Below are 23994 nucleotides of genomic sequence, written 5' to 3' on the forward strand. Positions count from 1 at the left end.
AATTTCACCTCGGGAGCACAGAGATGCACGTTAAGAAAAAAGATAATGTTATCCTCATTTGTGGCAAAGATCGCGGACTCCGCGGCGAAGTGCTGCAGGTCGATCCCGTCAAGGGACGGGTGAAGGTTGCGCGGCGTCAGATGATGAAAAAGCACCGCAAACCCAACCCTCTTACGGGCGAGTCGGGATCGCGCGTCGAAGTTGAAGGCTGGATTGATGCCTCCAACGTTGCCCTGTATAGCGAAAAGCGCCAGGGCCCGGTCCGCACGGGCAAGAAATTCGTTGGACAGGGAAATAACCTGTTCGATACGAAAGCTGAAGCGGTCGAAAGCTTCGGTAAAGAGGTCCCCGCGCGGATCCAGAAAGTGCGCGTCGCCAAACAAACCGGCGAAGTGTTCGACGAAATTAAAGACGCATAATTAGTTCATTCGGAGCATGCCTGGCTCACTTGACTCTTGAGTTCGGGTCAGCTAGGTAAGCGCACCCTAGGCGATGGCGCCCGGGGTGTCCGCTTTTTAGGGAGCGGTGCCGATTGTTATTTATTGGACCGCGTGCCGACGGCATAGAAACCTGTCGGTTATGGAGAGTACTAGATGACGTTTTTGCAGGAAAAATACGAAAAGGAAGTCGTTCCATCGTTGATGGAGACATTCGGATATACCAACCCGATGACGGTTCCGCGTCTCGAGAAGGTGATCGTGAATATGGGCCTGGGCGCTTCAGCCGTCGAGAACCCCAAAGTGGTCGAGTCGGCAACCGCCGAGCTCACCCTGATCACTGGTCAGAAGCCGGTCGTCACGCGCGCTCGTCGCGCGATCGCCGGGTTCAAACTGCGTGAAGGAATGCCGATCGGCGTCAAGGCGACGCTTCGCGGTATCCGGATGCAGGAATTCCTTGAGCGCTTGATCTACGTGGCCCTTCCGCGCGTTCGTGACTTCAAAGGCATTAGCCCGAAGTCCTTCGACGGACATGGCAACTACACGGTCGGTGTGACCGAGCAGATCATCTTTCCGGAGATCAGCTACGATAAGATCGACAAGGTTCGCGGCATGAGCATCACCGTCGTGACCACCGCCGTTAATGATGACGAGGCCCGTGAATTGCTGTCGAAGCTCGGCATGCCGTTCCAAAAGCCTGACTCTAATCAATAAGGAGACGCTTTGGCACGTAAAGCGCTTGTAGAAAAATCGAAGAAGAAAGCTAAATTTAAGGTTCGTGAGTACAATCGCTGCCCGCTTTGCGGACGTAGTCGGGCGTATTTGCGTAAATTCGATATGTGCCGGATTTGCTTCCGTTTGCGCGCGCTTAATGGGGAGATCCCAGGCGTCGTGAAAGCAAGCTGGTAATTTTGATTGCTAACCGTGTATCGCCTGGCGAGTACACGTAAAAATCGAGACAGGCTCTAGGAACTCGCGCCGATTGGGCGCGAGCTTCGAGAACCATCTCGAAGGAGACTTGGCATATGGCCAACACAAATGATCCGATTTCAGACTTTCTGACGCGGATTCGCAACGCACAGATCGCTCATCACTCCAAGGTCGTCATGCCCGGCAGCAAAATGCGTCTGGGGATGGCTCAGATTCTTCAGCGCGCCGGTTATGTCGCTACGGCAGAGTTCCGTAACGAAGGACCCCAGGGTGTTGTTGAACTTGAACTTCGCTACGACGACGCGGACGAGCCGATGATCACCTCGCTTACGCGAGTGAGTCGTCCGTCGCGTCGTGTTTATGTCGGAGTTAGCGAGATTCCGGACGTCCTTAACGGGCTTGGAATCGCTATTCTGTCGACGTCGAAAGGTTTGCTTACCGACAAAGAGGCCCGCGCGGCCAAGGTCGGCGGCGAAGTTCTTTGCGAAATTTACTAATTTTCGCTCCAGGGAGGTTTTAAAATGAGTCGTATTGGAAAGCGTCCAATCGAAATCCCAAGCGGCGTCGAGATCAAAATCGACGGCAATCGGGTTAACGTGAAAGGCCCCAAGGGTGAGCTGACCCGTCAGGTCTCTGAGTCTGTTAATATTGAGGTAGATGGTTCTGAAGTGCTCGTCACGCGCCCCGAGGAATCTCGAGTCGCGCGCAGCCACCAGGGTCTGGTTCGTAGCCTCGTTGCGAATATGGTAGAGGGTGTCTCGGCGGGATACGTTCGTGAGCTTGAGATCGTCGGTGTTGGTTACCGCGTCGATCAGCACGGCCGTTTTCTTCGCTTCGACCTCGGCTTCAGCCACCCGATCTTGTTCGAACTCCCGGAAGGGGTTGAGGTCGCGATCGACCGTCAGACCAAGATTAAATTGAGCGGCTACGATAAAGAGCTGCTTGGCGAAGTTGCCGCGAAAATCCGCGGACTGCGCCCGCCGGAGCCTTACAAAGGCAAAGGTATTCGCTATAAGGATGAGCGTATTATTCGCAAAGTCGGTAAGGCCGGCGCAGCATAAAGATGATGGGTTCGTGGCGGGCGCGCTTCGGCGGCGCTCGCCCCGGCCTGGACATCGCGGAGAGATAAAATGCTTAAAAAGAATGTTATTAAAAACCGCCGCCAACGGCGCAAACGTACCATCCGGAACAACATCCTGGGTACGCCGTCGCGCCCCCGGCTTACGGTCTTTCGCTCCAGCAAGCATATCTATGCCCAGGTCATTGATGACCTGAGCGGACATACCCTGGTTAGCGCGTCTTCGGTTGAGAAGGGTCTGCTTTCCGGAGAGGAGATGAAGAAGATCGAGCAGGCCCGTCACATCGGTAAAGTCTTGGCCCAGCGGGTCCAAGAGAAAGGAATCGACAAAATCGTATTCGACCGGAACGGCTTCATCTATCACGGACGCATTGCGGCCGTGGCAGAGGGCGCGCGTGAAGGCGGGTTGAAATTCTAAAAGGGTGTCATTGTGGCTTACGGTAGAAAGAAAAGCGACCCAAATTTGGTCGACAACGTCATCAATATTAATCGCGTCTCGAAGGTCGTCAAAGGCGGCCGTCGATTCAGCTTCGGCGCTCTTGTCGTCGTGGGCGACACCAACGGGAAAGTTGGTGTCGGACACGGAAAGGCAAATGAAGTTCCGGCAGCAATCACCAAAGGTCAGCAGACCGCGACCAAGAGCATGATCAAGGTACCGGTTGTTGACGGTGCGACGATCCCGTTCACGGTCATCGGAGAGCACGGCGCAGGACGCGTGATGCTCAAGCCGGCCAGCCCGGGTACCGGTGTTATCGCTGGTGGCGCCGTTCGCGCCATCCTCGAAGCCGCAGGTATCGAGAATATTTTGACCAAGAGCCTCGGTTCGAATAACCCGCATAACGTGGTGGGTGCGACGATGGATGCACTCTCGCAACTGCGGGACCCGAACGCGTATCGTGCGCGGCTTGGCCAGGACCCGGTCGACGACCAGGAATCCTGAAAACGGATGATGTGTCGCCAGTAAAATGGCGACACATTGACCCGATTTTATATTATTGAGCAATACGAGAGATCATTGCGATGGCACAATTAAAAGTAGAACTTAAGCGCGGCCTGTCGGGTCTGACCGCCAGCCAATTGGGCTCGGTCAAGGGACTCGGACTGCGCAAACGACATCAAGTAGTAATCATCGAAGACACGCCGTCGATTCGCGGGATGATCAATAAGGTCTCGCATCTGGTTAGTGTTGAAGAATTGGAGGGTTAAACCATGGATCTCAGCGATCTTAAGCCGCCCAAAGGGGCGCACAAAAAGCGGAAGCGAGTTGGCCGTGGTCCCGGTAGTGGTTGGGGCAAAACAAGTGGCCGTGGTGAGAAGGGACAAAACGCGCGAAGCGGTGGACGTGTCCATCCGAAGTTTGAGGGTGGTCAAACGCCCCTGTCGCGTCGTCTTCCCAAGGTTGGTTTCACCAACATCCACGCTAAAACCGTGGTATCGGTGAACGTTCGTGACCTGGAGCGAGTCTTTGAAGCAGGCGATCGTGTCGACGAAGAGTCGTTGCGCGCCAAAGGACTTGTCAAAGGAGCGTGCGATCAGATTAAGATTCTTGGCGCGGGCGAATTGACCAAATCGCTGACCGTAAGCGTAAACAGGTTTAGTTCGACGGCTCGAGAGAAAATCGAGTCCGCCGGGGGCACCGCAGAGGACGTCTAACGTGGCTACAAAGTTCACCGACATAACTAAGATTCCGGAGCTCCGGCGCCGGATTCTCTTCACTCTGGGCGTTTTTGCCCTGTATCGCCTCGGTGTGTTCATCACGGTCCCGGAGGTTAACGGGGCCGCGATGTCACAGATTGTCGGTGGTGCGGGTGGCGGCCTGATGGGGCTGGTAAACATGTTTACCGGCGGTGCTCTCGAGATGATGAGCATCTTCGCCCTGGGCATTATGCCCTATATCTCTGCATCCATTATCCTCCAGTTGATGACGGTGGTCGTTCCGGCGATCGAGCGTCTCAATAAGGAAGGCGAGCAGGGGCGCCAAAAGATCACGCAATACACACGTTATGGAACCGTTATCCTTGGAGTGATCCAAGGGTTCGGTATCTCCTTTTATTTGGAGAACCTCCATGAGACCAACCCGAACCTCCACCTCCTGGCCGATACTTCATCGGCGCTGGATGTTTGGGGGTTTCGGCTTTTAACCTGCCTGACGCTTACGGCCGGCACGGTCTTTCTTATGTGGTTGGGTGAGCAGATCACCGAGCGCGGGATCGGCAACGGTATTTCCCTGTTGATTATGGGTAGTATCCTCGCCGGATTCCCGAGCACGGTGATTCAACTTTTCACCCAATTGCAAAGCAACGCGATTTCGTTGTTCACGCTGATCGCTCTGGCCGTTCTGGGTCTGGGTGTCACGACCTTCATCGTCTTCATGGAGACGGCGGAGCGTCGCGTTCCTTTGCAGTACGCAAAGCGAATGGTGGGTCGTCGTATTTACGGCGGTCAAAGTCATCATCTGCCGCTCAAGGTTAATATGGCCGGTGTCATTCCGCCCATTTTCGCCTCGTCGATGTTGATTTTCCCGACAACGATCGCAAGTTACCTCGGGGATAGCCCGGTTGGGCAGTGGATTCAAACGGTCATGGTGCCTGGTGATTGGCGCTATAACCTTATCTACGCCGTGATGCTTATCTTCTTCACGTTCTTCTACACCGCAGTTCAGGTAAACCCGGTGGATATCGCCGATAACCTGAAGAAATCTGGCGCGTTTGTGCCAGGAATTCGTCCGGGACAGAAGACCGCTGATCATATCGATAGCGTCCTTAGCCGTCTGACCATGGCCGGTTCTATCTACCTTACCGTTGTTTGTATCATGCCGTTCTTCTTGCAGGACACCATGGGAGTCAGCTTCTTCTTTGGTGGTACAAGCCTGCTGATCGCGGTGGCCGTTGCATTGGATACGGTCGCTCAGATTGAGAACCACCTTATCACCCGTCATTATGACGAGTTCGGGTCGGTCTCTCGCGGCGATGCTGGCGGCGGTACGAAATCGTCCGGTCGCATCAAAGGGCGCGAGCCTAGCGATAGCTGATTGGCGTATTCGGAAGTTTTTTAATTTATTCATTTGTGACACGCCCACGGAAATTTTCCGGGGCGTGTTGCCAATTCAGATTGGAGTTGTGTCATGGCCAAAACAAGGTTGATGATGTTGGGGCCACCGGGTGCCGGCAAAGGAACCCAGGCGCAACGTCTGTCGGATCATCTCAACGTGCCTCAGATTTCCACCGGAGATATGTTGCGCAACGCGAGGCGAAGCGGCAGCGAGCTGGGGCTTAAGGCCGCGGCATTCATGGACGCCGGGGACCTGGTTCCCGACGACGTGGTTATCGGCCTGGTTGCCGAGCGTCTCAAAGAGTCCGATGCCGAGAACGGTTTTATTTTGGACGGGTTCCCACGAACGGTTGAGCAGGCCGAAGCGCTTGAAGCGATGGGCGTGAAGCTTGAGGCAGTCGTCAATATCGTGGTGAGCGAGGACGAGGTCATCCGCCGTCTGGGCGGAAGACTGAGTTGTCCAAACTGCGGCGCCTCGTTTCACTCAGAATTTCAGCCGCCCAAGGTGGAGGGAATCTGCGATGAGTGCGGGAGCCCCTTGATGCGCCGTGAGGATGATAGGCCTGAGGCTATTCGTGGTCGATTGGTCGCCTATAACGCCAAGACCCAACCCCTGGTGGAGTATTATCGTCAGGTGGGTGTTTTGCGCGAGATCGATGGCGTCGGATCTCCCGATCACGTTTATGAGCGTCTTTTGAAGGCGATCGACTGAAGATCGCCTTTTCGGCGGCTTCGGCCGCCAGAAGATCCCCTCAAACAGTAGATTTCGCAGTTTTGTGGTCTATTTGAAGGGCGTATTTTATTATTTTAGCTAGCTTTTGCAGGTCAACTTGACACTCCTCGGGCGGCTGTGTATGTAACGCCCCCTTGCCTTGCCGATCCTCCACGCATTTTTGTGGACATGGCAGTCAGGTAATTCTGCATTTAATTCGCATCGCATAAGCATTCGGGTAGCCGACATTATGGCAAAAGAAGAAGCAATTGAAGTCGAAGGTACCGTGGTTGAACCGTTGCCCAACGCCATGTTCCGAGTGGAACTGGAGAACGGACACAACGTTTTGGCCCATATCTCTGGGAAGATGAGGATGCATTATATCAAGATCCTCCCTGGAGATACTGTCACGGTGGAGCTGTCTCCGTACGATTTGACGCGCGGCAGGATCGTCTACCGCCAGAAATGATGTCGGCACGCTTCGTGTCCTTATGATAATTTACGCTCGGCATCGATCGTATGCGCGGGCAACCAGGTGAAATCATGAAAGTTCGACCGTCTGTTAAGAAAATCTGCGACAAGTGCAAAGTCATCCGCCGTAAAGGTGTGGTTCGGGTCATTTGTGTGAACCCGCGCCATAAACAGCGCCAGGGTTGATTTTAGGTGGCCGTGTAGTGACTATATGGCCTTTAGTTTGTCGATAATTAAATTACTGAAAGATAAGGAGTCATCCCGTGGCACGTATCGCAGGTGTTGACTTGCCGCGCCGAAAGCGGCTGGACGTTGCATTGACCTATATTTATGGCGTTGGAGATACCCTGGCGAAAGAGATTGTCGCCAAGACCGGTATCGAAGACTCGACCAAAGTTCAGGACCTGACCGAAGAAGAAGTGCGTTTGATACGTAACTTGCTCGAGGCAGAGTACACCGTGGAAGGCGATCTGCGACGTGAGATCCAGGGCAATATTAAGCGCCTCAAGGATCTCAACTGCTATCGTGGCATCCGCCACCGCAAAGGTTTGCCCGTTCGCGGTCAGCGCACGCGCACCAATGCGCGCAGTCGACGCGGACCGCGTCGCGCGATGGTTCGTAAACGCAAATAAGCAGGCATTGCCCGGCGTGACTGGTTTCCAGCACGCGGGGTCTTTGCATCGACTCAAAATTTATTGTGGTTTCCCGACCACCCTCGTTCCAGCGCAAGTTGGGGCCGGGGCGCGCGCGGGCGAACGGAGAGAGAATGGTCAAGGGTAAGACGAAAAAGCGGACGAAGGCGAAAGCTCGTTCCAGTGTGCAGGTGGGCATCGCCCATATCCATGCAACGTTTAATAATACGTTGATTACGATCACGGACACCAACGGTAACGCGTTGTCCTGGTCGAGCGCGGGTTCGCGTGGATTCAAAGGTTCGCGTAAATCGACGCCGTACGCAGCAGGCGTGGCCGCGGAAGATGCCGCGCGTAAGGCTCAAGAGTTGTACGGTCTCAAGAAGATCTCCGTATATCTTAAGGGACCGGGCACCGGACGGGAGTCGGCCATGCGCTCGCTTCAGTCGGCGGGACTTAAGATTACCAAGATCCGCGACGTAACGCCGTTGCCTCATAACGGTTGCCGCTCGCCCAAACGTCGCCGCGTCTAATTCGGTCGACGTATTGTATTGTATATATAATTTCGAATAATTGATTTGGTGCCGCCCAGGCCCTGGCTCTCACAGAGCCAGGCTGGGTATGGGCCAAACCTAGAATACGTGGTGCGGAGGCATATTCCATGTTTCACCAAAACTGGCGAGACCTGATCAAGCCTCGTGAAGTGTCAATTGACCAGCGCTCGAAATCAGAGACATATACGAAATTCGTATGTGAGCCTCTTGAGAGTGGCTACGGAATCACGGTCGGTAACGCGCTTCGACGAATTTTATTGAGTAGCATCGTGGGCTCAGCGGTTACGAAACTGCGGCTCGAGGGTGCCCTTCATGAATTCACGAGTCTCCCGGAGATCAAAGAAGATGTCTCCGACATCGTACTGAATCTTAAGGAGTTGCGTCTTAATTTGCTCAGCGATGAGCGTCAGGTCGTCGATATTGATATCGAAGGCCCGAAAGTCGTCACCGGCGCCGATGTAGAAGTCAGTGGCAACGTCGAGGTTCTTAATAAGGACCACGTCATCGCAACGGTAAGTGAGGGTGGACGCCTTCAGATGCAGTTGACGGTTGATCATGGGCGGGGCTATGTGCCCGCCAATCAGAATAAGGAAGAAGAGGATCCGATCGGCACCATTGCCATCGACAGCCTCTTTAGCCCGATTCGAAAGGTTAATTATAAGATTACGAATGCTCGTGTCGGTCGTCGTACTGACTACGACAAGCTTACGCTCGAGGTGTGGACGGACGGTTCCGTTCTTCCCGAGGACGCGGTCGCTTACGCGGCTAAGATTCTCAAAGAGCAGCTGACGATCTTCATTAACTTCGACGAAACTGCTGAGCCGCAAGTCGCGACTCTCGAAGAGACGCCCGATTTTAATGAGAATCTTTTGAAGCCGATTTCGGAGCTTGACCTGTCCGTTCGAAGCTTCAACTGCCTGCAAAGCGCGGGTATTCAATATGTCGGTGACCTGGTCCAAAAGACCGAGCCCGAGATGCTGAAGACGAAGAACTTTGGGCGAAAATCGCTTAAAGAAATTAGAGAATTGCTCGCCGAAATGGACCTCGAGTTGGGAACGGTCATTGAAAATTGGCCGCCCAAAGACCTTGAGAAGCTGTCCGCTGAGGCTTAATCAGGGTTGAGCCCGTTACGTTTGAAGGATTAATATATGCGACATCGCAAATCAGGACGCAAACTCAATATGGAAGCGGCCCATCGCAAGGCCGTTCTGCATAATATGGCGCGCAGCCTGGTCCAGTATGAACTGGTCCAGACTACCGACGCGAAAGCCAAAGAGCTGCGTCGCATCGCCGACCGACTGATCACCTTGGGTAAGAAAGATACGGTTCACGCTCGCCGTCAGGCTCGCGCCGTACTTCAGGACCCCGCTCTCGTTGGAAAGGTCTTTGATGACCTCGCCAAACGTGAAGCTGTGGCTTCCCGCGCTGGTGGATACTCGCGACTTGTCAAAGTCGGTAATCGTAAGGGCGACAACGCTCCGATTACGCGTATCTCCTGGGTTGGATCCAACCTCGAGAACACCGAGGCGCTTCGTTACCCCGCTCATATTCGGGACCTTATCGAAGCAGAGGACGTCGAAGAAGAGACGGCCGAAGCCTAAGTTTAATCGTGTGATTTAACGCGATGACAAAGCCCCGGGCGCGCTAAGCGCCCGGGGCTTTGTTGCGTTTGCGATTCGCGATTATTAGCCCGTGCGACTTTCGCAATACCTTGGGTCGCGTTGCACCGGTTATTTGGAAACCAAAACGCCCCGGGAGCCTCGTAAAAGGCTCGCCGGGGCGCGTTCGTGTCGGTTGGGCTTGTTGGGGCCCAAAAGCCGCTTAAATCGTGCCGAGCGGCTTCGCGATGACGTCTTCAATGATGGTGCAGGCTTCGTCGATGTCGGCCTTTGTCAATTGCGATGAAACCGAGATGCGGAAGCGGCGAGTATGCGCCTCGACCGCCGGGAAGTCGACCGGCTGCAAGAAGAGTCCTCGGCGCTGGCATTCGACCGCCATCGAGTAGAGCTGGCGGCCGTCCGAGCCCACGATGATTGGGATGATCTGCGACTGCGACAGGCCGGTATCAAGATTCAGCGTGTCGAGATTCTCACGGAAGTATTTCACGTTCTCCCACAACTTCTCGCGCATGCTGGTGTCCGTCGTGCCAATCTCCAGCGACTTCATCATCCCCGCGACGATGGGTGGCGGAAGGGCGCATGAGAATTGGAAGGGCGAGGCATAATATTTGATATAGTCGATGATCGACTGGTTCGCGCAGACAAATCCGCCCACTCCGCCGAAGGATTTGCTCAGCGTGCCGAAGCTAATACCGATGGCGTCTTCGAGCCCGAAATGCTCGGCCACGCCGCTGCCGGTCTCGCCGAAGAGCAGGGTGGAGTGCGCCTCATCGCAGTAGATGGGCACGTTGTGGGTCTTCGCGACCTCAACGATCGGCGGCAGGTCACACAGGTCGCCGTCCATCGAGTACACGCCCTCGACCACGATGAGTCGACGCTTGCCAGCGTGCTTGCTGAGCACGGCGTCCAAGCTCTCCGCGTCGTTATGCGCGAAGCTAGCCAGGGTCGCCCCGGCGAGTTTCGCGCCGTCGATGATGCTTCGGTGGCATTTGGCGTCGATGACCAGGACGTCGCCCTTTCGAAGCAATCCCTGGATCGCGCCGATATTGCCGCCCAACCCACTCGAGAAGAGCATCGCCGCATCTTTGTGCTTGAACTTCGCCAGCGCCGCGGCGAATTGCTCGTGCAGATCGAATGTCCCCGAGAGCATAGCGGCTCCCGACGCGCCCAATCCATATTTGTCGGTGGCTTCTTTGGCCGCCGCCAGAACTTCCGGGTGGGTCGATAGTCCCAGATAATTATACGAGGTCAGGTTGATGATATCTCGAATCTGGCCGTCGAAATTATTCTGGATGCTGGTTCGCGGCGTCGGAGATGCCTGCAGGGGCTGCTCATAGAGGCTCATCCCGAGCTTGATATCCGGAACGGCTGCCCAGGCTTGGAAGTCTTCGGGCGGCGCGAGAACGTCCGGGTTATCATTCCAACCGAAATCCGCGAGGCCGAATTTTAGGGGATCAATGTCTTTCATATTACAAGCTTAGCTGTGGATTCGACGCGCGGCGCGTTTGGTGCCCGCGTAGGTCGGCGTGTTGCGCCATGCCGGGGAGCCGGCGGATTCGAGCGATCAGATATATTTCATGAAGTGGTCGGCGAGCTGGTCGATCGACTCGACCTCGGCAAGCTCGGCGCGCGGCACCTTGATGTTCATCTCGCGCATCGACGCCGTGACGACTTCGAGCATATCGAGGCTGTTCGCGCCGAAGTCGCGGAAGGTTTCGGCGAATTCGAGGTCCTCTTCTTCGACGTCTTCGATCTGTTCGACGACGTGTTTACGGATGATGGCAATGACTTCGTCTCGGGTCATGAGTCTTCTCGGGTCGGTGGGTATAGGTTTAGATTGCGCGTGCTTAAAGGTTGGTAGCGCTAGGCGTCGCAGTAACTTTTTCTATATTTTAGAAAGTTTAAGCCGTGTCAACGCTTAGCTTTAACGTCATGCATGTAGCTTTTGGCGGCCCCAAATTCAAGCATCGAAACCGGACAAGGGGTCGGAATGGTTCGGGTTTTTTAATGACTCCCACCCATCGGACTTTGTGTGTTTCTGTGCTGGTGAACTCGATTTAGATACGGTATCGAGTGGCGCGCGGCGATACCGTATCGGAAGTCGGCCGGCCCGCGTTTGCCCGGCTGGCGTCGACCCGGTCGCGCCCAACCCATAATTATATAAAGATATTCGGGCTATTCTCTCGAGCTTAAGTTGTCGGAGGCGTGTGTGGTTTCATCAAAGCAAGCGAATTCTGGGGCATCGGCGGTCCAAGTCCGGCCGGTTCGCTCCAAGGCAGATCGGAAACAATTTATTCGCCTCCCTCATCGACTCTACGCCGACGACCCGAATTTTCGCGCGCCGCTCGACCTGATGGTGCGCGAGATGATGTCGCCGAAGCATAACCCCTGGTTTGAGCACGGCGAGGCCGAGTTCTTCATCGCTGTGCGCGATGGCGAAGTGGTCGGACGAATCAGCGCGCAGGTCGACCACAGCCATATCGAAAGTTACGACGATGGGACGGGGTTCTTCGGCTTTTTCGAATCGGAGGACAACGCGGACACCGTGAAGGCCTTGCTCGACGCCGCCGCGGGATGGTGCTCGATCAAGGGCATGTCGAAGATGCGCGGGCCTTTCACCCTCTCAATCAACGAAGAGTCGGGCTTTTTGGTCGAGGGCTTCGACTCCCCCAACTATATTATGATGCCCCACGGGCGCCCCTATTATGACGGCCTCGTGAAGGCGGCTGGGTTCGAGAAGGCGATTGACCTTTTTGCCTGGCGCTTCAACCGCGAGACGCTCCCCGAGCACGCCTTCGAATTGTCTGAGATGGCGCGCGAGCACCCCGGCGTCACCATCCGAAACGTCGATATGAAGAATCTAGCGCGCGACGTCCGGATCATCATGGATATCTATAACGACGCCTGGAAGGATAACTGGGGATTCGTCACCCTGACCGAGGCCGAGCTCGATAAGTTGGCGCGCGAGTTCAAGCTCATCGTCGACCCCGAGATGTGCATGATCGCCGAGGTTGAGGGCAAACCGGCTGCGATGGTGGTGGCGCTGCCGAATATCTTCGAGGCCTTCGAGGGGCTCGACGGCAGCCTGCTCCCCTTTGGTTGGGCGAAGGTTTTGCACCGGCTCAAGGTCAAGCATCCGAAGAGCTTTCGGGTCATTCTTCTGGGCGTGCGCGAGGAGTTTCGGCGCATCGCGTTCGGCGGGCTGAGCGTGCTGCTCTACACCACCATCTATCAGCGGGCCTACGACAAGGGCTATGTGGAGGCCGAGGCCGGCTGGACTCTTGAGGATAATCGGGCCATCAATCAGGGCATGAAGTTGATGGGCGGCGAGCAATATAAGACCTACCGACTGTACGAGAAAGAGATTTAAGCCATGCGCGTTTTTCTGAGCGGAGCGACCGGATTTGTCGGCTCGCATATCGTAGAGTGCCTGGTCGACGCCGGGCACCAACCCATCTGTATGGTGCGAAAAACCTCGAATACCGCGCTGCTCAAAAGCCTCGGCGTTGAGACGGTGGTGGGCTCGCTGACCGACCTCGACCTCGAGCGCGTCGCGGAAACCCTCGCCGAAGTCGACGCCGTCGTGCATGTCGCCGGCGTGATCAAGGTGCGCGATACCGACGATTTTTATCGCATGAACGGGGACGCCAGCGGCGAGCTCGCGCGACTTGCGCACGCGGCGAATCCGAACCTCAAGCGCTTTATCTATATGTCGAGCGTGAGCGCTCAGGGGCCTTCGGCGGGCGACGCGCCGCGCGCGCTGGACGAGGCGCCGGCGCCGGTCAGCCATTACGGGCGCAGCAAATTGGCGGGAGAGGTCGCGGTGCTGGAATTCGCCGACCGTATGCCCGTGACGATTTTTCGACCGCCGCCCGTCTATGGCCCGCGTGACTACGAAATGCTCGCCGCGTTTAAGATGGCGAAATACGGGCTCGCCGCGGTTTACGGCGACGGCTCCGGGCTGCTCAGTCTTATCTACGTTGAGGACCTCGCCGGCGCGGTGCTCAGCGCCCTTGAGGTCGAGCACCCAAGCGCGGCGGTCTTCACCATCGACGACGGCGCGGTTCACACCTGGGAGAGTCTGACGCGCGACTTCGGCCTGGCGATGGATAAATCGCCGAAGCATATTCGCCTGCCGCGCACGGTATTTCGGGTGGCCGGCGCCATCAGTGAAGAGTTCGGAAAGCTCACGCGCAAGGCGACGATCTTCAATCGCGATAAGGTCACCGAGATGTCGCAGGAGAGCTGGATTTGCGGACACGAGGCGCTCAGCGAGACCCTCGGCTGGCAGCCGGAGTGGCCGATCGAGCGCGGCGCGCGTCATACCGCCCAGTGGTATTTGAAGAACGGGTGGCTCTAAGCGCCGCTTCTACTCCCCGGACCCTCGCCAAAACACCCGCTGCGCCTTGGCCTGCGCCTCGAAGAAGACGTCGCCGTTCCAATGCGCGTCGGCGCAGTCGGGCTTCTGAGCGACCGAGTTATAATGCAGGTCGAGCCAGATATCACAGCCCGGGGCGCCATCGGCGATGCCGGGCCGCGGGCCCGCGGCGTTGATGACCAGATGCACCCGCTGGGCGGCCGGCTCGCTCGCGCTCAGCTTCCACCCCTCGCGCGCGCTCGCGTGCTCGACGAGCTTCCAACCCGCCGCGTCGATCGCCCGCAGCACCGCCGGAGACACGCCGCCGCGCCCGATGACCGAGACCGTAAGCGGCGCGTCGGGCGAGGCATTTGCGAACGGCTCTTCCTTCATAATCTCGCGCAACGTGGCCAGCATGCCGAACTCGTCGGTGTCGCGTCCGACCCAGCCGTCCTGGGTGCGTCGCAGGGTATTGAGCGGAGCATCGGCGCTATCCTTTACAATGCGCTGCATGCGCCGCTTTAGCGGGGCGGTCACCGACAGCCCGCGCAACCCGAGCTCTTCGAATAGACCAAACGCCTCGTCGAGCGCGACATCATCGTCGTCGCGCCCAAGCTGGATCTTCAGGTAACGGGTGGGTTCGCCCGACGCGATGGCCGCCTGGGTATGCCACCAGTCGCCGACGCTTCCGCTGACCGGGTCGCCGATAAGTCCATCGAAAGATTCGGTATGATTGGGCGTCGTCGTGGGATTTAATCGCGCGAAATGCGGCAGCCAATCCTGTAAATCCATGGGCGAGGGCGCAGCAGTGGGTGGCACCGAGCTGGCCGGAAGCCGCGTCGCGCGCAGCCCCACGGGAAGATAATTCGACGCGTTCTCAAGGGCGAGTCCATTGGCCGGGTTGCTGAGGATCGGGCGAGTCCAGGCAAAGCGCGCCCCCTGAGGTAAAAACGTGGTCGGGTATCCCGCGCGTTGCAGCGTCGTCGCGATCTCGAAGCATCGGCGAAGCTCCGCGAAGGAGGTCGGCGTCGGGGCGTATTTCAGGCGGATATGCGGCGCCCAGGCAGGGTGCTCGGCGCGCAGCTGCGCTGCTTCGGCGAGCAGCCGGTCGGCGGCGGGGTGCCCGATTCCCGGCGGGTGCGCCGACAAAAAGAGCGGGCGGGGCGCGACGCGCTCGAGCGTCTTCGCCCGACGCTGGTCATCCAAAAATTCGAGGTCGATATCGATGCTATGCGTATTCGCGCGCCCGGCGATCTCCTCAAGCCACTCCGCCGACGCGCTCCTCAAACTCGCCAGCAGCGGCGCGGCGCCTGGCTCGCATTGGGTCGCGAAGTCGGCGCAGAGGTCGCTGCGAATCTCGACGCCGCCAAGCCCCAGTAGTTCGGCGTCACGCATCGCGCGCTCGAGCTGTGCGGCCGAGGCGGGCACCAACCAGGAGCGCCGGGCGATCGCCGAGTGGCGCGCATCGAAGGTCCAGCGGATAGAATCCGCGAGCATCCGCGCGGCCAACTCCGGCGTGCGGGCGCGCGAGATGCCCACGAATAAATGCGCGACCGCGGCCCACGCCGGCTCGCGCGTCTCGCGCATCCAGCGCACCTCTTCTTCAAAGCTCATCGCATCGCGAAGCCGCGCCCGGGCGGCCTTCGCCTCATCTTCCCACCCGTCGCGCCACAGCCAGACAAAGAGCGGGTTGACCACGAGGTCCTGCGCCCGGGGCATCGCGCATCCCGCCCCCGGAGCGATGATGGTCCGGGGCGCCGACGTGTTCAAAAGGCGGCGCAACGCTTCGGACTCGATGCGCCGAAAGGTCGCCTCATCCTCGGCGATGATGGCGGCCGGCGTCTTTCCGGTGACACGCTCGATCTCGGCGTCGAGATCGACGAAGGACCAGGCGCCTGCGTGACTTTCGGAGAGCATCTCGGCCAACCGGGGCCCCAGTGTGGTCTTGCCGGTGCCGCGGTGACCTATCAGTAGAATCGGAGTGGCCGAATGAGGGGTGTTCATAAGTAGTTTGGCGCTGAGTTGTCGATGAGTTGCTTCGATAAACACGCCGCTGCATAGCCCATTTGGGCCGAATTTCGAACCCGCGGGGCGCGCGGTGCCGAATCGCTGGCGCGGGGTGTTCTGGGCGGCGTGCTCTGGTATATGTAGCGCCAGTCGCCCGGCGCCAATTGCTGCCGAAGTCTATCCCGAAAGCCATCGAAATGAATATGCAAAAGCCCCTTGATGATGTGGCGCGCCGAAACGGCTGGTGGGTCGTGGCGGGGTTTGTGGGGCTGGTCGCCGGGGTGTATTTGCTGCCTCTGTCGCCGCTCAACGACGCGCCGCTTTGCCCCTTTCGCCACTTGACCGGCTATAGCTGCCCGGGGTGCGGGATGACGCGGGCGTGCGTGAGCCTCGCCCACGGCGACCTGGGCGCCTCGTTTCATTTTCATCCCCTGGCCGGGGTGCTCGTCCTGGCGTTTGGGGCCTATGCGCTGGTTCGGCTCTTCGACAACCTCAAGGGGTATCGCGTCGAGCTTCCTGGGCGGGCCTGGGCGCGGGCGAATTCGCGCCGCCTGGCCGGGGCTTCACTGGCGATCGTGCTGGGGTTCGGGGGAATTCGTCTTTTTCTGGAATTGATCGGATTCTTGACGCCGGTGTAATGTAGGACTAGCAATGGTAGTGCTGTCACGCCAAATGACTTGACTAAAATTATCAGCCTGAGACTGCGATTTGCGGGCTGAATAGATGCTGAAGGGAGTGTTGGAAATGGAGAATATTGATTTGAATCAATCGGAGCGTAGTCGCAAAAACACGCGTCTAAAATCGCTGATTTTGGCGGGACTCCTGGCATCGCTGGTCGCGCCGGCAAGCGCAATGGCTCAGGGGCTTCCGGGGGCGGACGCCCTCGACGAAGCGCCGTTGGCAGACGAGCAGATCGAACCGGAGGCACCGGCGGCTTCCGAGGTCGAGATGGCTTCGGATTTTGACGCCTCGAACGAAGTCGCGGCTGACGCCGACGCCGACGCCGACGCCGACGCCGTGCCCGCGCTCGACGAGGGCGCGGAGTCCGCGCGCTTGAACCCCGGCATCAACACCGAGGGCGCGCTGGGCTTCCATAAGATGGCTTCTGCGGCGCCCGACAAGGCGAATACCTACCGCATTGGCCTGTTGGGCATGTTCAGCAAGGGCTCGGACGTCATTCGTCAAAATGACGAGAACGAGTATTTGGGCGCGCGTTTTGTGCTGCAGGCGCAGTTCTTAGAATACCTGTCGATGAACCTCGGCCTGGAGACCAGCAATAACGTCAACACTTTTGGGCGCCCGCAGTCGATGCTCGCCCAGGGCGATATGCACCTGGGGATCCGCGGTCATTATCAGCCGGCGCCGGGCATCTATTTGGCGGGTGACCTGACGGGTTTCTTGCCCACCGGGTTCGAGTCGGCGGGTTATCAGCCCAGCGCGATGAGCGTTCGCCCGCGCATGATGATGACGGCGGATTTCGGCGAATTCCTGCCCAAGACTCAGGGCGGTCAGAGCATCGGTCTGCTCGGGCATTTCAACTTCGGTTATCTCTTCGACAACTCCGCCAACCTGTTGGCCGAGGGGGCGCAGCCGACCCGAATCGAGCGCTTTGCCCATCAAATCAGCGGCTATGACTATCTGCAGATCGGGCTGGGCCTTGAGTACGCGACCCAATATGTGGCGCCGTTTGTCGCCTGGAATTTGGATATCCCGGTGAACCCGGACGACAATATTTGCGCCCCCGGCGCCGCGCTCGGGTGCGTGACGGAGAAGGGCTTCGCGGCCTATCCCGACACCCTGAGCCTTGGTCTGCGCGCCGAGCCGGTCCAGAACCTTGGGCTGACCGCGGGCGTCGACATCGGGCTGAGCAGCACCGACGCCGACGGCATCCCGGTGACGCTGCCCTGGCAGGTCGTCCTCGGGGCGAGCTGGCGCATCGATCCGGAGCCGAAGATTGAGTATATCGAGACGGTCGTCGAGAAGGAGCGTGTCGTTCGCACCGCGCCCCAGGACGGCTTTATCCTCGGCACGGTCACCGACGCCGATACCGGCAAGCCGGTAGAGAACGCGGTGATTCGCTACCGCAAACCCGGCGAGCACACCGCGCAGGCCACCAACGCCTCGGGCACCTTCCTTTCGTACGGCTTCGCGCCGGGCAAAGAGATCGTAATGAGCGTGAGCCACCCGGATTACGCGCCGGCCGAAGCCCGTCAGATGATCGATGGAAACGGCGAGGTGTCGCTTAAGATTAAGCTGCAGTCCGTGAACAAAAGCGGCAAGATCAGCGGACGCATCGTCGACCAGGACGGCAAGCCCGTGGCGAACGCTCGCGTGAAATTGAGCGGCGCCAAGAACCTCGAGGTTACGACCGACTCCAACGGCCAGTTCAACCAGGAGCTCCCCGCCGGCAGCTACACCGTGGGCGCCAGCGCCGAGGATTATATGGCCGGTGGGCGCGACGTTCAGGTCGCCGCCGACAAGACCCTGCAGGTCAATATCACCCTAAAGCCCGCGCCCAAAGAGGAGCTGGTCGAGGTGTCTGGCGACCAGATTCGCATCAAGCAAAAGGTCTTCTTCGCCACCGGAAAGGCGACGATCCTTGAGCGCTCCTTCGACGTGCTCGACCAGGTCGCCTCGGTGATGCTGACCAACCCGACCATCAAGAAGGTCGCGATTGAGGGGCATACCGACGACGTGGGCGACGACGCCATGAACCTGAAGCTGTCCAAGGAGCGCGCGCAGAGCGTGCTCGACTATCTGGTCAAGCAGGGCGTGAGCGCCGAGCGCCTGAGCGCCGAGGGCTTCGGCGAGACCCAGCCGCTGGTGCCGAACTCCTCGGAGCGCACCCGCTCGCTGAACCGACGCGTCGAGTTCAAGATCACCCAGTGATTTGAGCCCGCGTTGAGCACCCCGCGCATCCATGCGCCCGCAGAGTCGTCCGGCCCGAGAGGCCCGCGACTTTCCGGGCGCATTTTTTTTGGAATTAGCGTATGAAGGGGGCGTTAAATAGCTTTAGAGATCACGACCCCGATTCAAGGCAACACGAGGATAGAAGATGGCGAAAGCGCGCGCGGTATATGTCTGTCAGAGCTGTGGATACGAGCATGCGAAGTGGTCGGGGAAGTGCTCGGGGTGTGACGAGTGGAACTCCCTGGTCGAGGAGACGCGCGGCGGTGAGAAGCCGGCGTCGTCGCTCAAATCCGGGCCAAGCCTGCGCGCCGGCTACGGCGCCGAGGGCGGCATGGAGCCGGTGCGCATGGCCGACGTCGAGCTGGTGGAGCATAACCGCATCAACAGCGGCATCTCGGAGTTTGACCGGGTGCTGGGCGGCGGGTTCGTGCCCGGCAGCGTCGTGCTCCTGGGCGGCGACCCGGGCATCGGCAAATCGACGCTCGCCCTGCAGGTCGCCGGCGATTTTGCCGGGCGTGGCCTCGACGTGCTGTATGTCTCCGGCGAGGAGAGCCTGTCGCAGCTCAAGATGCGCGCCCAGCGCCTGCGCATCGAGGCCGATAATGTGTGGGTGGTCGGCGAGACGAGCCTTGAGCGCGTCGAGCAACGCCTGCGCGATAAGAAGCCCGATATGATGGTCATCGACTCCATCCAGACCATCGCCACCGACCAGCTCACCTCCTCGCCGGGCAGCGTCGCCCAGCTTCGCGCGGTCACCAGCGCGCTGACCCAATCGGCCAAGGGGCTCAATATCCCGACCGTGCTCATCGGCCACGTCACCAAAGACGGCGCCATCGCCGGCCCCAAGGTCCTGGAGCATATGGTCGACACCGTCCTGTATTTCGAGGGCCAACCCGGCATGAATTATAGGGTGCTGCGCGCGGTCAAAAACCGCTACGGCTCCACCAACGAGATCGGCGTCTTCGAGATGCGCAGCACCGGGCTCAAAGAGGTGCATAACCCCTCGGCGATGTTCCTGGCCGAGCGCCCCGACAACGCCTCCGGCAGCGCCGTCGTCCCGATCGTCGAGGGCACGCGCCCCTTGCTCGTCGAGATCCAGGCACTGGTCAGCCCCAATAACTATGGCCCGCCGCGCATCACCAGCATCGGCGTCGACCAGACCCGCGTCATGCTGCTCTTAAACATCATCGAGAAGCGCACCGGCCTCAAAATCGCCGGCCAGGACGTGTTCGTAAACGTCGCCGGCGGCGCCCGCGTTAATGAGCCCGCCGCCGACCTCGGCATCGCCGTCGCGCTCCTGTCGAGCTATCTCGACCGCCCCGTCCCCGGAAACCTCGTCGTCTTCGGCGAGGTCGGCCTCACCGGCGAAGTGCGCGCGGTGCCCCAGGCCGCCGGGCGTCTGATCGAGGCGAAGAAGCTCGGCTTTGAGCGCGGGATGCTGCCGCGCGGAAACGTCCCTGCGATCGAGGAGGTCACCACGCCCGAGAGCGCGCCGTTCGACGGGTTTAAGTTGGAGTTCGCCCGCACGCTCGCCGACCTGATTCGGGAGGTGTTTGGGGCGGATGTGTTGAGCTGAGGGGGAGGGCGCAATCTTATCCGGAGCAAGGGCATCCTGCCCTTGTTCGCCGCAGCGCGGCGAAAGGCGGTGGAGGTCGTTAAATCCGGAGCAAGGGCATCCTGCCCTTGTTCGCCGCAGCGCGGCGAAAGGCGGTGTAGGTCGTTAAATCCGGAGCAAGGGCATCCTGCCCTTGTTCGCCGCAGCGCGGCGAAAGGCGGTGTAGGTCGTTAAATCCGGAGCAAGGGCATCCTGCCCTTGTTCGCCGCAGCGCGGCGAAAGGCGGTGTAGGTCGTTAAATCCGGAGCAAGGGCATCCTGCCCTTGTTCGCCGCAGCGCGGCGAAAGGCGGTTTTTCCATACATACCGTGGAACCCCATCTCGTAGTTTTCCCCAAGGCGTTCAACTCCCCATCCCCCTCAAAGCCCCAGGCTCTTCAGCCGCGCGATGGTCTGCTCGGCGTCGCGGTGGAACACAAAGACGCCGCCCCGGGCTTCCCACGGTTTTTTGAGCCGCCGGCGGTCATCGACGATCAGGTGACCGGGGGCCGACCACCTGGGTTTGTCCTTCGACCAGCAGGTTATGACCTCGACGTCGCGGCTGAGCATGCGCGCCACCCAGCGCCGCTTTTGCGCCTCGGCCCAATCGCCGCGCGGCAGCCCGGTGAGGATGGTCGGCTCGTAGGGCGCGCAAAAATCCCACAGCAGTTGGGCGTCCACCATCATCTCAAGCGTGCCGAAAAAGTCCTCGTGCCCGGCCACCGCTCGCCACATCCTCCCCGTCGACATCTGGTCAGGCCGCTTGCCGGTGAGCGCCTCGACCCCGCGGTCGAAATCGGCGAGCACCCCGTCTAGATCTAGAAAAAGCTTTGTGATTTCCATCGCTTGCCTCCGGGGCCGAAGCTAAACGCCCGCGGGGAATGGTTCCACCGGGGGGGGCGGGGGGATGGTGGTTTGAACGCGCCCCGAGGGCTCCTTGCATGACGGTGTTTTAGGGTGTCTCGTGTTGCCCTTGCTCGCCGTAGATTGTGGGCTTCGAGGGGACTCACCCCCGGCTACAAGGCCGGACTACGCTTCGCTACGTCCGTGGGTAAGGCGTCGAATTATGGACGTTTTGCGCGAACGCCGTCCCACCATGCGTGCTTGGCAAATCGCGCGCCCCGAGGGTTCCTTGCATGGCGGTGTTTTAGGGTGTCTCGTGTTGCCCTTGCTCGCCGTAGATTGTGGGCTTCGAGGGGACTCACCCCCGGCTACAAGGCCGGACTACGCTTCGCTACGTCCGTGAGTAAGGCGTCGAATTATGGACGTGTTGCGCGTCGCGCGAACGCCGTCCCACCATGCGTAGCATGGGCCTTGTAGCCGCGCGGTGACCGAAGCGAAGCGTAGGGAGCCCGCGGATCGCGGAGCGCGGATCGCGGATCGCGTCAAACGAGTCATCCCAATATTTTGATAGCATTTTTATCGCCAACACCTCGCCATTATTCCGGCAAATCGCTATCGTCGGGCCTCACCATTTGTACATATTCTCATGGAGGAGGGTCATGTCTTTTACACGATTGCGGTACCATATCGTCTTCGCCACAAAAGCGCGCACGCCGTGGATTTCTGCCGAGGTGGAAGATGTACTTTATCCGCTGCTCGGCAATCTCACGCGCACGCTGGGCGGCCGGCTAATTCGCGTTGGCGGCGTCGAGGACCACATTCATCTTATCAACGCAATTCCGGCGACGCTGAGTGTGGCGGACTTTGTGCGCGACTTGAAATCCCGGTCTTCGGCCGCGCTTCACCAACGTTTTGAACACCTGGAATCCTTTCGGTGGCAGCGTGGGTTTGGTTGCTTTTCGCTCAACCCGATGGATATGGCGGGGATTATTGCGTATGTAGAAAATCAAAAAGAACATCATCGGCGCGAGCGTCTATGCGAGGCGTGGGAGCTCATTTCCTAGACACGTCGGGGGTCGCGCGAACGTCGTTGCATCATGCGTGGCATGCCGCGCCATGTCGCGCCATGTCGCGCTATGTCGCGCGCCCCGAGGGTTCCTTGCATGGCGGTGTTTTAGGGTGTCTCGTGTTGCCCTTGCTCGCCGTAGATTGTGGGCTTCGAGGGGACTCACCCCCGGCTACAAGGCCGGACTACGCTTCGCTACGTCCGTGGGTAAGGCGTCGAATTATGGACGTGTTGCGCGAACGCCGTCCCACCATGCGTGCTTGGCAAATCGCGCGCCCCGAGGGTTCCTTGCATGGCGGTGTTTTAGGGTGTCTCGTGTTGCCCTTGCTCGCCGTAGATTGTGGGCTTCGAGGGGACTCACCCCCGGCTACAAGGCCGGACTACGCTTCGCTACGTCCGTGGGTAAGGCGTCGAATTATGGACGTGTTGCGCGTCGCGCGAACGCCGTCCCACCATGCGTAGCATGGGCCTTGTAGCCGCGCGGTGACCGAAGCGAAGCGTAGGGAGCCCGCGGAACGCGCAACAATCGCCGTATGCGTAAAGCATCGCATGGGTCATGGGTGAGGCGTCGAATTATGGACGTGTTGCGCGTCGCGCGAACGCCGTCCCACCATGCGTAGCATGGGCCTTGTAGCCGCGCGGTGACCGAAGCGAAGCGTAGGGAGCCCGCGGAACGCGCAACGCCCCCCTTGCCCACCCCACCGCCCATCAAGTATAAAAAACCATCATTCAGCAGTCATCGCGGGCAAGAATCGTGGCGTTTTTGCGCGTGTGGGTGAGCGAGGCGCCGGGCGCCTTCTCGAACGCCATGTGTCGCGGACCCGTATTCGGTGCGGGCCGCCAGACCTCTTTTTGAGGAGCATGATGATGAGTCGATTGGAGACGATGCAGACCCAGGAGCTGTTGGCAAAACCGTTTTATAAACCCGGGGTGGGCGCGGCGGCGTTCGCGCTGGAGCGCACCGCGAAGCTGCTGCGCGCCCAGACGCCCGCGCCGCCCGCGGCGCTGATGGACCGGCTGGCCCCGGCCGAGACCAAACTCGCCGAGGCCGGGGCGCTGCGCTTTGACTGGGATAATCGCAAAAAGATGGAGCCGCTTCGGCGCGAGGGGATTCAGGAGATCGACGGGCGGGTCGACCGGGCGGTCAGCGCGGTCTATGAGGCGGCCAAGATGTACCTGGACTTTGACCCGGTGACCCGCCCCTTCCAGATGGCCCACGAGCTGGTGGGCGCGGTGTTCCCCGACGGCGTCTGGCCGATCACCTCGGTGCGCTTTGAGGAGCAGCATAGCAAGGTCAACCAGGTCATCGCCCGGCTGCGCGGGAGCTTCGCCCAGCACGTCCGCCAGCTCAACCTGGGGCTCTTGCTCGACCGGCTCGAGGCCCTCAACGCCGAGTATAACGCACAGTTAAGCGCCTTGAATAATTTCACGGTGTCGTTCGCCCAGGTGCAGGCGGCCGAGAACGCCGCCATCGAGGCGTATTTCGAGGTCGTGCTGCTGGTCTGGGCCCACTATCTCGACGAGCCGGCGACCCGCGCCGCGCTCCTGGCGCCGGTCGAGGAGCAAAACACTCGCCTCGCCCGCCACTACCGCGCCCGGCGCACCCCGCCCAAGATCGACCCGACCACCGGCGAGGAGCTCGGCGCGGGCGAGAACTCGGACGAGAACACCGACGAGAACACCGAGACCGAGGCCCCCAGCCCGCAGCTCGAGGTCGTCGCCGAAGAATAACCCC

28 protein-coding genes are annotated in these 23994 nt (G+C 59.4%); 24 read left to right on the plus strand and 4 right to left on the minus strand.

Annotated features, from left to right (window positions below):
* Positions 1–23: 23 nt before the first annotated feature.
* From rplX to rplQ, 17 genes are all read left to right on the plus strand, one after another.
* The gene (gene rplX / locus DN745_RS01060) at positions 24–419 is read left to right on the plus strand and encodes a 50S ribosomal protein L24 (RefSeq protein WP_111331340.1); all 396 of its coding nucleotides are present in this window, start codon (positions 24–26) and stop codon (positions 417–419) included.
* A 174-nt stretch (positions 420–593) separates the two neighbouring features.
* Entirely contained in the window at positions 594–1151 is a 558-nt protein-coding gene (rplE, locus tag DN745_RS01065) for a 50S ribosomal protein L5 (protein WP_111331342.1), read from the plus strand.
* 9 nt (positions 1152–1160) lie between these two features.
* Entirely contained in the window at positions 1161–1346 is a 186-nt protein-coding gene (locus tag DN745_RS01070; protein WP_111331344.1) for a type Z 30S ribosomal protein S14, read from the plus strand.
* A 116-nt stretch (positions 1347–1462) separates the two neighbouring features.
* Positions 1463–1864 carry a 30S ribosomal protein S8 gene (gene rpsH, locus DN745_RS01075; RefSeq protein WP_111331346.1) on the plus strand — a complete coding sequence of 134 codons (402 nt, stop codon included), beginning with the start codon at positions 1463–1465 and terminating at the stop codon, positions 1862–1864.
* Between the two features lie 24 nt (positions 1865–1888).
* A complete protein-coding gene (rplF, locus tag DN745_RS01080) occupies positions 1889–2428 on the plus strand; it encodes a 50S ribosomal protein L6 (RefSeq protein ID WP_111331348.1) in 540 nt (179 codons plus the stop codon).
* Between the two features lie 69 nt (positions 2429–2497).
* Positions 2498–2863 carry a 50S ribosomal protein L18 gene (gene rplR / locus DN745_RS01085; protein WP_111331350.1) on the plus strand — a complete coding sequence of 122 codons (366 nt, stop codon included), beginning with the start codon at positions 2498–2500 and terminating at the stop codon, positions 2861–2863.
* Positions 2864–2875: 12 nt separating this feature from the next.
* Positions 2876–3385 carry a 30S ribosomal protein S5 gene (rpsE, locus tag DN745_RS01090; RefSeq protein ID WP_111331352.1) on the plus strand — a complete coding sequence of 170 codons (510 nt, stop codon included), beginning with the start codon at positions 2876–2878 and terminating at the stop codon, positions 3383–3385.
* Positions 3386–3465: 80 nt separating this feature from the next.
* Positions 3466–3651, plus strand: a complete 186-nt coding sequence (rpmD, locus tag DN745_RS01095; protein ID WP_111331354.1) for a 50S ribosomal protein L30 — start codon at positions 3466–3468, stop codon at positions 3649–3651.
* Positions 3652–3654: 3 nt separating this feature from the next.
* Entirely contained in the window at positions 3655–4098 is a 444-nt protein-coding gene (rplO, locus tag DN745_RS01100) for a 50S ribosomal protein L15 (protein ID WP_111331356.1), read from the plus strand.
* Position 4099: 1 nt separating this feature from the next.
* A complete protein-coding gene (gene secY / locus DN745_RS01105; RefSeq protein ID WP_111331358.1) occupies positions 4100–5476 on the plus strand; it encodes a preprotein translocase subunit SecY in 1377 nt (458 codons plus the stop codon).
* A 93-nt stretch (positions 5477–5569) separates the two neighbouring features.
* The gene (locus DN745_RS01110; protein WP_111331360.1) at positions 5570–6208 is read left to right on the plus strand and encodes an adenylate kinase; all 639 of its coding nucleotides are present in this window, start codon (positions 5570–5572) and stop codon (positions 6206–6208) included.
* Positions 6209–6458: 250 nt separating this feature from the next.
* Entirely contained in the window at positions 6459–6677 is a 219-nt protein-coding gene (infA, locus tag DN745_RS01115) for a translation initiation factor IF-1 (RefSeq protein ID WP_111331362.1), read from the plus strand.
* 74 nt (positions 6678–6751) lie between these two features.
* Positions 6752–6865 carry a 50S ribosomal protein L36 gene (gene rpmJ, locus DN745_RS01120; protein ID WP_111337488.1) on the plus strand — a complete coding sequence of 38 codons (114 nt, stop codon included), beginning with the start codon at positions 6752–6754 and terminating at the stop codon, positions 6863–6865.
* Between the two features lie 77 nt (positions 6866–6942).
* Complete coding sequence (gene rpsM, locus DN745_RS01125; RefSeq protein ID WP_111331363.1) at positions 6943–7311, plus strand: 30S ribosomal protein S13; 369 nt, start codon at positions 6943–6945, stop codon at positions 7309–7311.
* 134 nt (positions 7312–7445) lie between these two features.
* Positions 7446–7844 carry a 30S ribosomal protein S11 gene (gene rpsK / locus DN745_RS01130; protein ID WP_111331365.1) on the plus strand — a complete coding sequence of 133 codons (399 nt, stop codon included), beginning with the start codon at positions 7446–7448 and terminating at the stop codon, positions 7842–7844.
* Positions 7845–7972: 128 nt separating this feature from the next.
* Positions 7973–8977 carry a DNA-directed RNA polymerase subunit alpha gene (locus DN745_RS01135; protein WP_111331367.1) on the plus strand — a complete coding sequence of 335 codons (1005 nt, stop codon included), beginning with the start codon at positions 7973–7975 and terminating at the stop codon, positions 8975–8977.
* A gap of 36 nt (positions 8978–9013) precedes the next feature.
* A complete protein-coding gene (rplQ, locus tag DN745_RS01140) occupies positions 9014–9466 on the plus strand; it encodes a 50S ribosomal protein L17 (protein ID WP_111331368.1) in 453 nt (150 codons plus the stop codon).
* Between the two features lie 220 nt (positions 9467–9686).
* On the opposite strand, the gene DN745_RS01145 is transcribed toward rplQ, so the two are convergent.
* Entirely contained in the window at positions 9687–10952 is a 1266-nt protein-coding gene (locus DN745_RS01145) for an aminotransferase class I/II-fold pyridoxal phosphate-dependent enzyme (RefSeq protein ID WP_111331370.1), read from the minus strand.
* Positions 10953–11048: 96 nt separating this feature from the next.
* The gene (locus tag DN745_RS01150) at positions 11049–11288 is read right to left on the minus strand and encodes a phosphopantetheine-binding protein (protein ID WP_111331371.1); all 240 of its coding nucleotides are present in this window, start codon (positions 11286–11288) and stop codon (positions 11049–11051) included.
* 405 nt (positions 11289–11693) lie between these two features.
* Here DN745_RS01150 and DN745_RS01155 point away from each other — a divergent pair, with 405 nt between their 5' ends.
* Both DN745_RS01155 and DN745_RS01160 read left to right on the plus strand, forming a co-directional pair.
* Positions 11694–12854, plus strand: a complete 1161-nt coding sequence (locus DN745_RS01155) for a hypothetical protein (protein WP_133621677.1) — start codon at positions 11694–11696, stop codon at positions 12852–12854.
* Positions 12855–12857: 3 nt separating this feature from the next.
* Positions 12858–13844: an NAD-dependent epimerase/dehydratase family protein gene (locus DN745_RS01160; RefSeq protein WP_111331374.1), complete on the plus strand. Its 987-nt coding sequence runs from the start codon at positions 12858–12860 to the stop codon at positions 13842–13844.
* Between the two features lie 9 nt (positions 13845–13853).
* Here the strand turns inward: DN745_RS01160 and DN745_RS01165 are convergent, their stop codons facing one another.
* Complete coding sequence (locus DN745_RS01165; RefSeq protein ID WP_111331376.1) at positions 13854–15845, minus strand: shikimate kinase; 1992 nt, start codon at positions 15843–15845, stop codon at positions 13854–13856.
* Positions 15846–16051: 206 nt separating this feature from the next.
* On the opposite strand from DN745_RS01165, the gene DN745_RS01170 reads away from it, so the two are divergent.
* From DN745_RS01170 to radA, 3 genes are all read left to right on the plus strand, one after another.
* Positions 16052–16486: a DUF2752 domain-containing protein gene (locus DN745_RS01170; RefSeq protein ID WP_204355064.1), complete on the plus strand. Its 435-nt coding sequence runs from the start codon at positions 16052–16054 to the stop codon at positions 16484–16486.
* Positions 16487–16592: 106 nt separating this feature from the next.
* A complete protein-coding gene (locus tag DN745_RS01175; RefSeq protein WP_162687379.1) occupies positions 16593–18737 on the plus strand; it encodes an OmpA family protein in 2145 nt (714 codons plus the stop codon).
* A gap of 166 nt (positions 18738–18903) precedes the next feature.
* Positions 18904–20334: a DNA repair protein RadA gene (gene radA / locus DN745_RS01180; protein ID WP_111331379.1), complete on the plus strand. Its 1431-nt coding sequence runs from the start codon at positions 18904–18906 to the stop codon at positions 20332–20334.
* 397 nt (positions 20335–20731) lie between these two features.
* Here radA and DN745_RS01185 read toward each other — a convergent pair whose 3' ends face one another.
* On the minus strand, positions 20732–21193 hold the full coding sequence (locus DN745_RS01185; RefSeq protein ID WP_111331381.1) for a hypothetical protein: 462 nt from the start codon (positions 21191–21193) through the stop codon (positions 20732–20734).
* 659 nt (positions 21194–21852) lie between these two features.
* Between DN745_RS01185 and tnpA the strand changes: the two genes are divergently transcribed.
* Both tnpA and DN745_RS01195 read left to right on the plus strand, forming a co-directional pair.
* Positions 21853–22257: an IS200/IS605 family transposase gene (gene tnpA / locus DN745_RS01190; protein ID WP_111331382.1), complete on the plus strand. Its 405-nt coding sequence runs from the start codon at positions 21853–21855 to the stop codon at positions 22255–22257.
* 869 nt (positions 22258–23126) lie between these two features.
* On the plus strand, positions 23127–23990 hold the full coding sequence (locus DN745_RS01195) for a hypothetical protein (RefSeq protein WP_111331384.1): 864 nt from the start codon (positions 23127–23129) through the stop codon (positions 23988–23990).
* Positions 23991–23994: the final 4 nt, after the last annotated feature.

Source organism: Bradymonas sediminis, assembly GCF_003258315.1.
Lineage (GTDB): Bacteria > Myxococcota_A > Bradymonadia > Bradymonadales > Bradymonadaceae > Bradymonas > Bradymonas sediminis.

Coding starts and splice junctions, on each gene's coding strand:
- tnpA (WP_111331382.1), top strand. CDS start 21,853: ATGTCTTTTACACGATTGCGGTACCATATCGTCTTCGCCACAAAAGCG.
- rplF (WP_111331348.1), top strand. CDS start 1,889: ATGAGTCGTATTGGAAAGCGTCCAATCGAAATCCCAAGCGGCGTCGAG.
- rplE (WP_111331342.1), top strand. CDS start 594: ATGACGTTTTTGCAGGAAAAATACGAAAAGGAAGTCGTTCCATCGTTG.
- radA (WP_111331379.1), top strand. CDS start 18,904: ATGGCGAAAGCGCGCGCGGTATATGTCTGTCAGAGCTGTGGATACGAG.
- DN745_RS01185 (WP_111331381.1), bottom strand. CDS start 21,193: ATGGAAATCACAAAGCTTTTTCTAGATCTAGACGGGGTGCTCGCCGAT.
- DN745_RS01135 (WP_111331367.1), top strand. CDS start 7,973: ATGTTTCACCAAAACTGGCGAGACCTGATCAAGCCTCGTGAAGTGTCA.
- DN745_RS01145 (WP_111331370.1), bottom strand. CDS start 10,952: ATGAAAGACATTGATCCCCTAAAATTCGGCCTCGCGGATTTCGGTTGG.
- DN745_RS01160 (WP_111331374.1), top strand. CDS start 12,858: ATGCGCGTTTTTCTGAGCGGAGCGACCGGATTTGTCGGCTCGCATATC.
- rpmJ (WP_111337488.1), top strand. CDS start 6,752: ATGAAAGTTCGACCGTCTGTTAAGAAAATCTGCGACAAGTGCAAAGTC.
- rplO (WP_111331356.1), top strand. CDS start 3,655: ATGGATCTCAGCGATCTTAAGCCGCCCAAAGGGGCGCACAAAAAGCGG.
- rplX (WP_111331340.1), top strand. CDS start 24: ATGCACGTTAAGAAAAAAGATAATGTTATCCTCATTTGTGGCAAAGAT.
- rplR (WP_111331350.1), top strand. CDS start 2,498: ATGCTTAAAAAGAATGTTATTAAAAACCGCCGCCAACGGCGCAAACGT.
- DN745_RS01170 (WP_204355064.1), top strand. CDS start 16,052: ATGCAAAAGCCCCTTGATGATGTGGCGCGCCGAAACGGCTGGTGGGTC.
- rpmD (WP_111331354.1), top strand. CDS start 3,466: ATGGCACAATTAAAAGTAGAACTTAAGCGCGGCCTGTCGGGTCTGACC.
- DN745_RS01175 (WP_162687379.1), top strand. CDS start 16,593: ATGGAGAATATTGATTTGAATCAATCGGAGCGTAGTCGCAAAAACACG.
- DN745_RS01110 (WP_111331360.1), top strand. CDS start 5,570: ATGGCCAAAACAAGGTTGATGATGTTGGGGCCACCGGGTGCCGGCAAA.
- DN745_RS01165 (WP_111331376.1), bottom strand. CDS start 15,845: ATGAACACCCCTCATTCGGCCACTCCGATTCTACTGATAGGTCACCGC.
- rplQ (WP_111331368.1), top strand. CDS start 9,014: ATGCGACATCGCAAATCAGGACGCAAACTCAATATGGAAGCGGCCCAT.
- DN745_RS01150 (WP_111331371.1), bottom strand. CDS start 11,288: ATGACCCGAGACGAAGTCATTGCCATCATCCGTAAACACGTCGTCGAA.
- infA (WP_111331362.1), top strand. CDS start 6,459: ATGGCAAAAGAAGAAGCAATTGAAGTCGAAGGTACCGTGGTTGAACCG.
- DN745_RS01195 (WP_111331384.1), top strand. CDS start 23,127: ATGAGTCGATTGGAGACGATGCAGACCCAGGAGCTGTTGGCAAAACCG.
- rpsH (WP_111331346.1), top strand. CDS start 1,463: ATGGCCAACACAAATGATCCGATTTCAGACTTTCTGACGCGGATTCGC.
- rpsK (WP_111331365.1), top strand. CDS start 7,446: ATGGTCAAGGGTAAGACGAAAAAGCGGACGAAGGCGAAAGCTCGTTCC.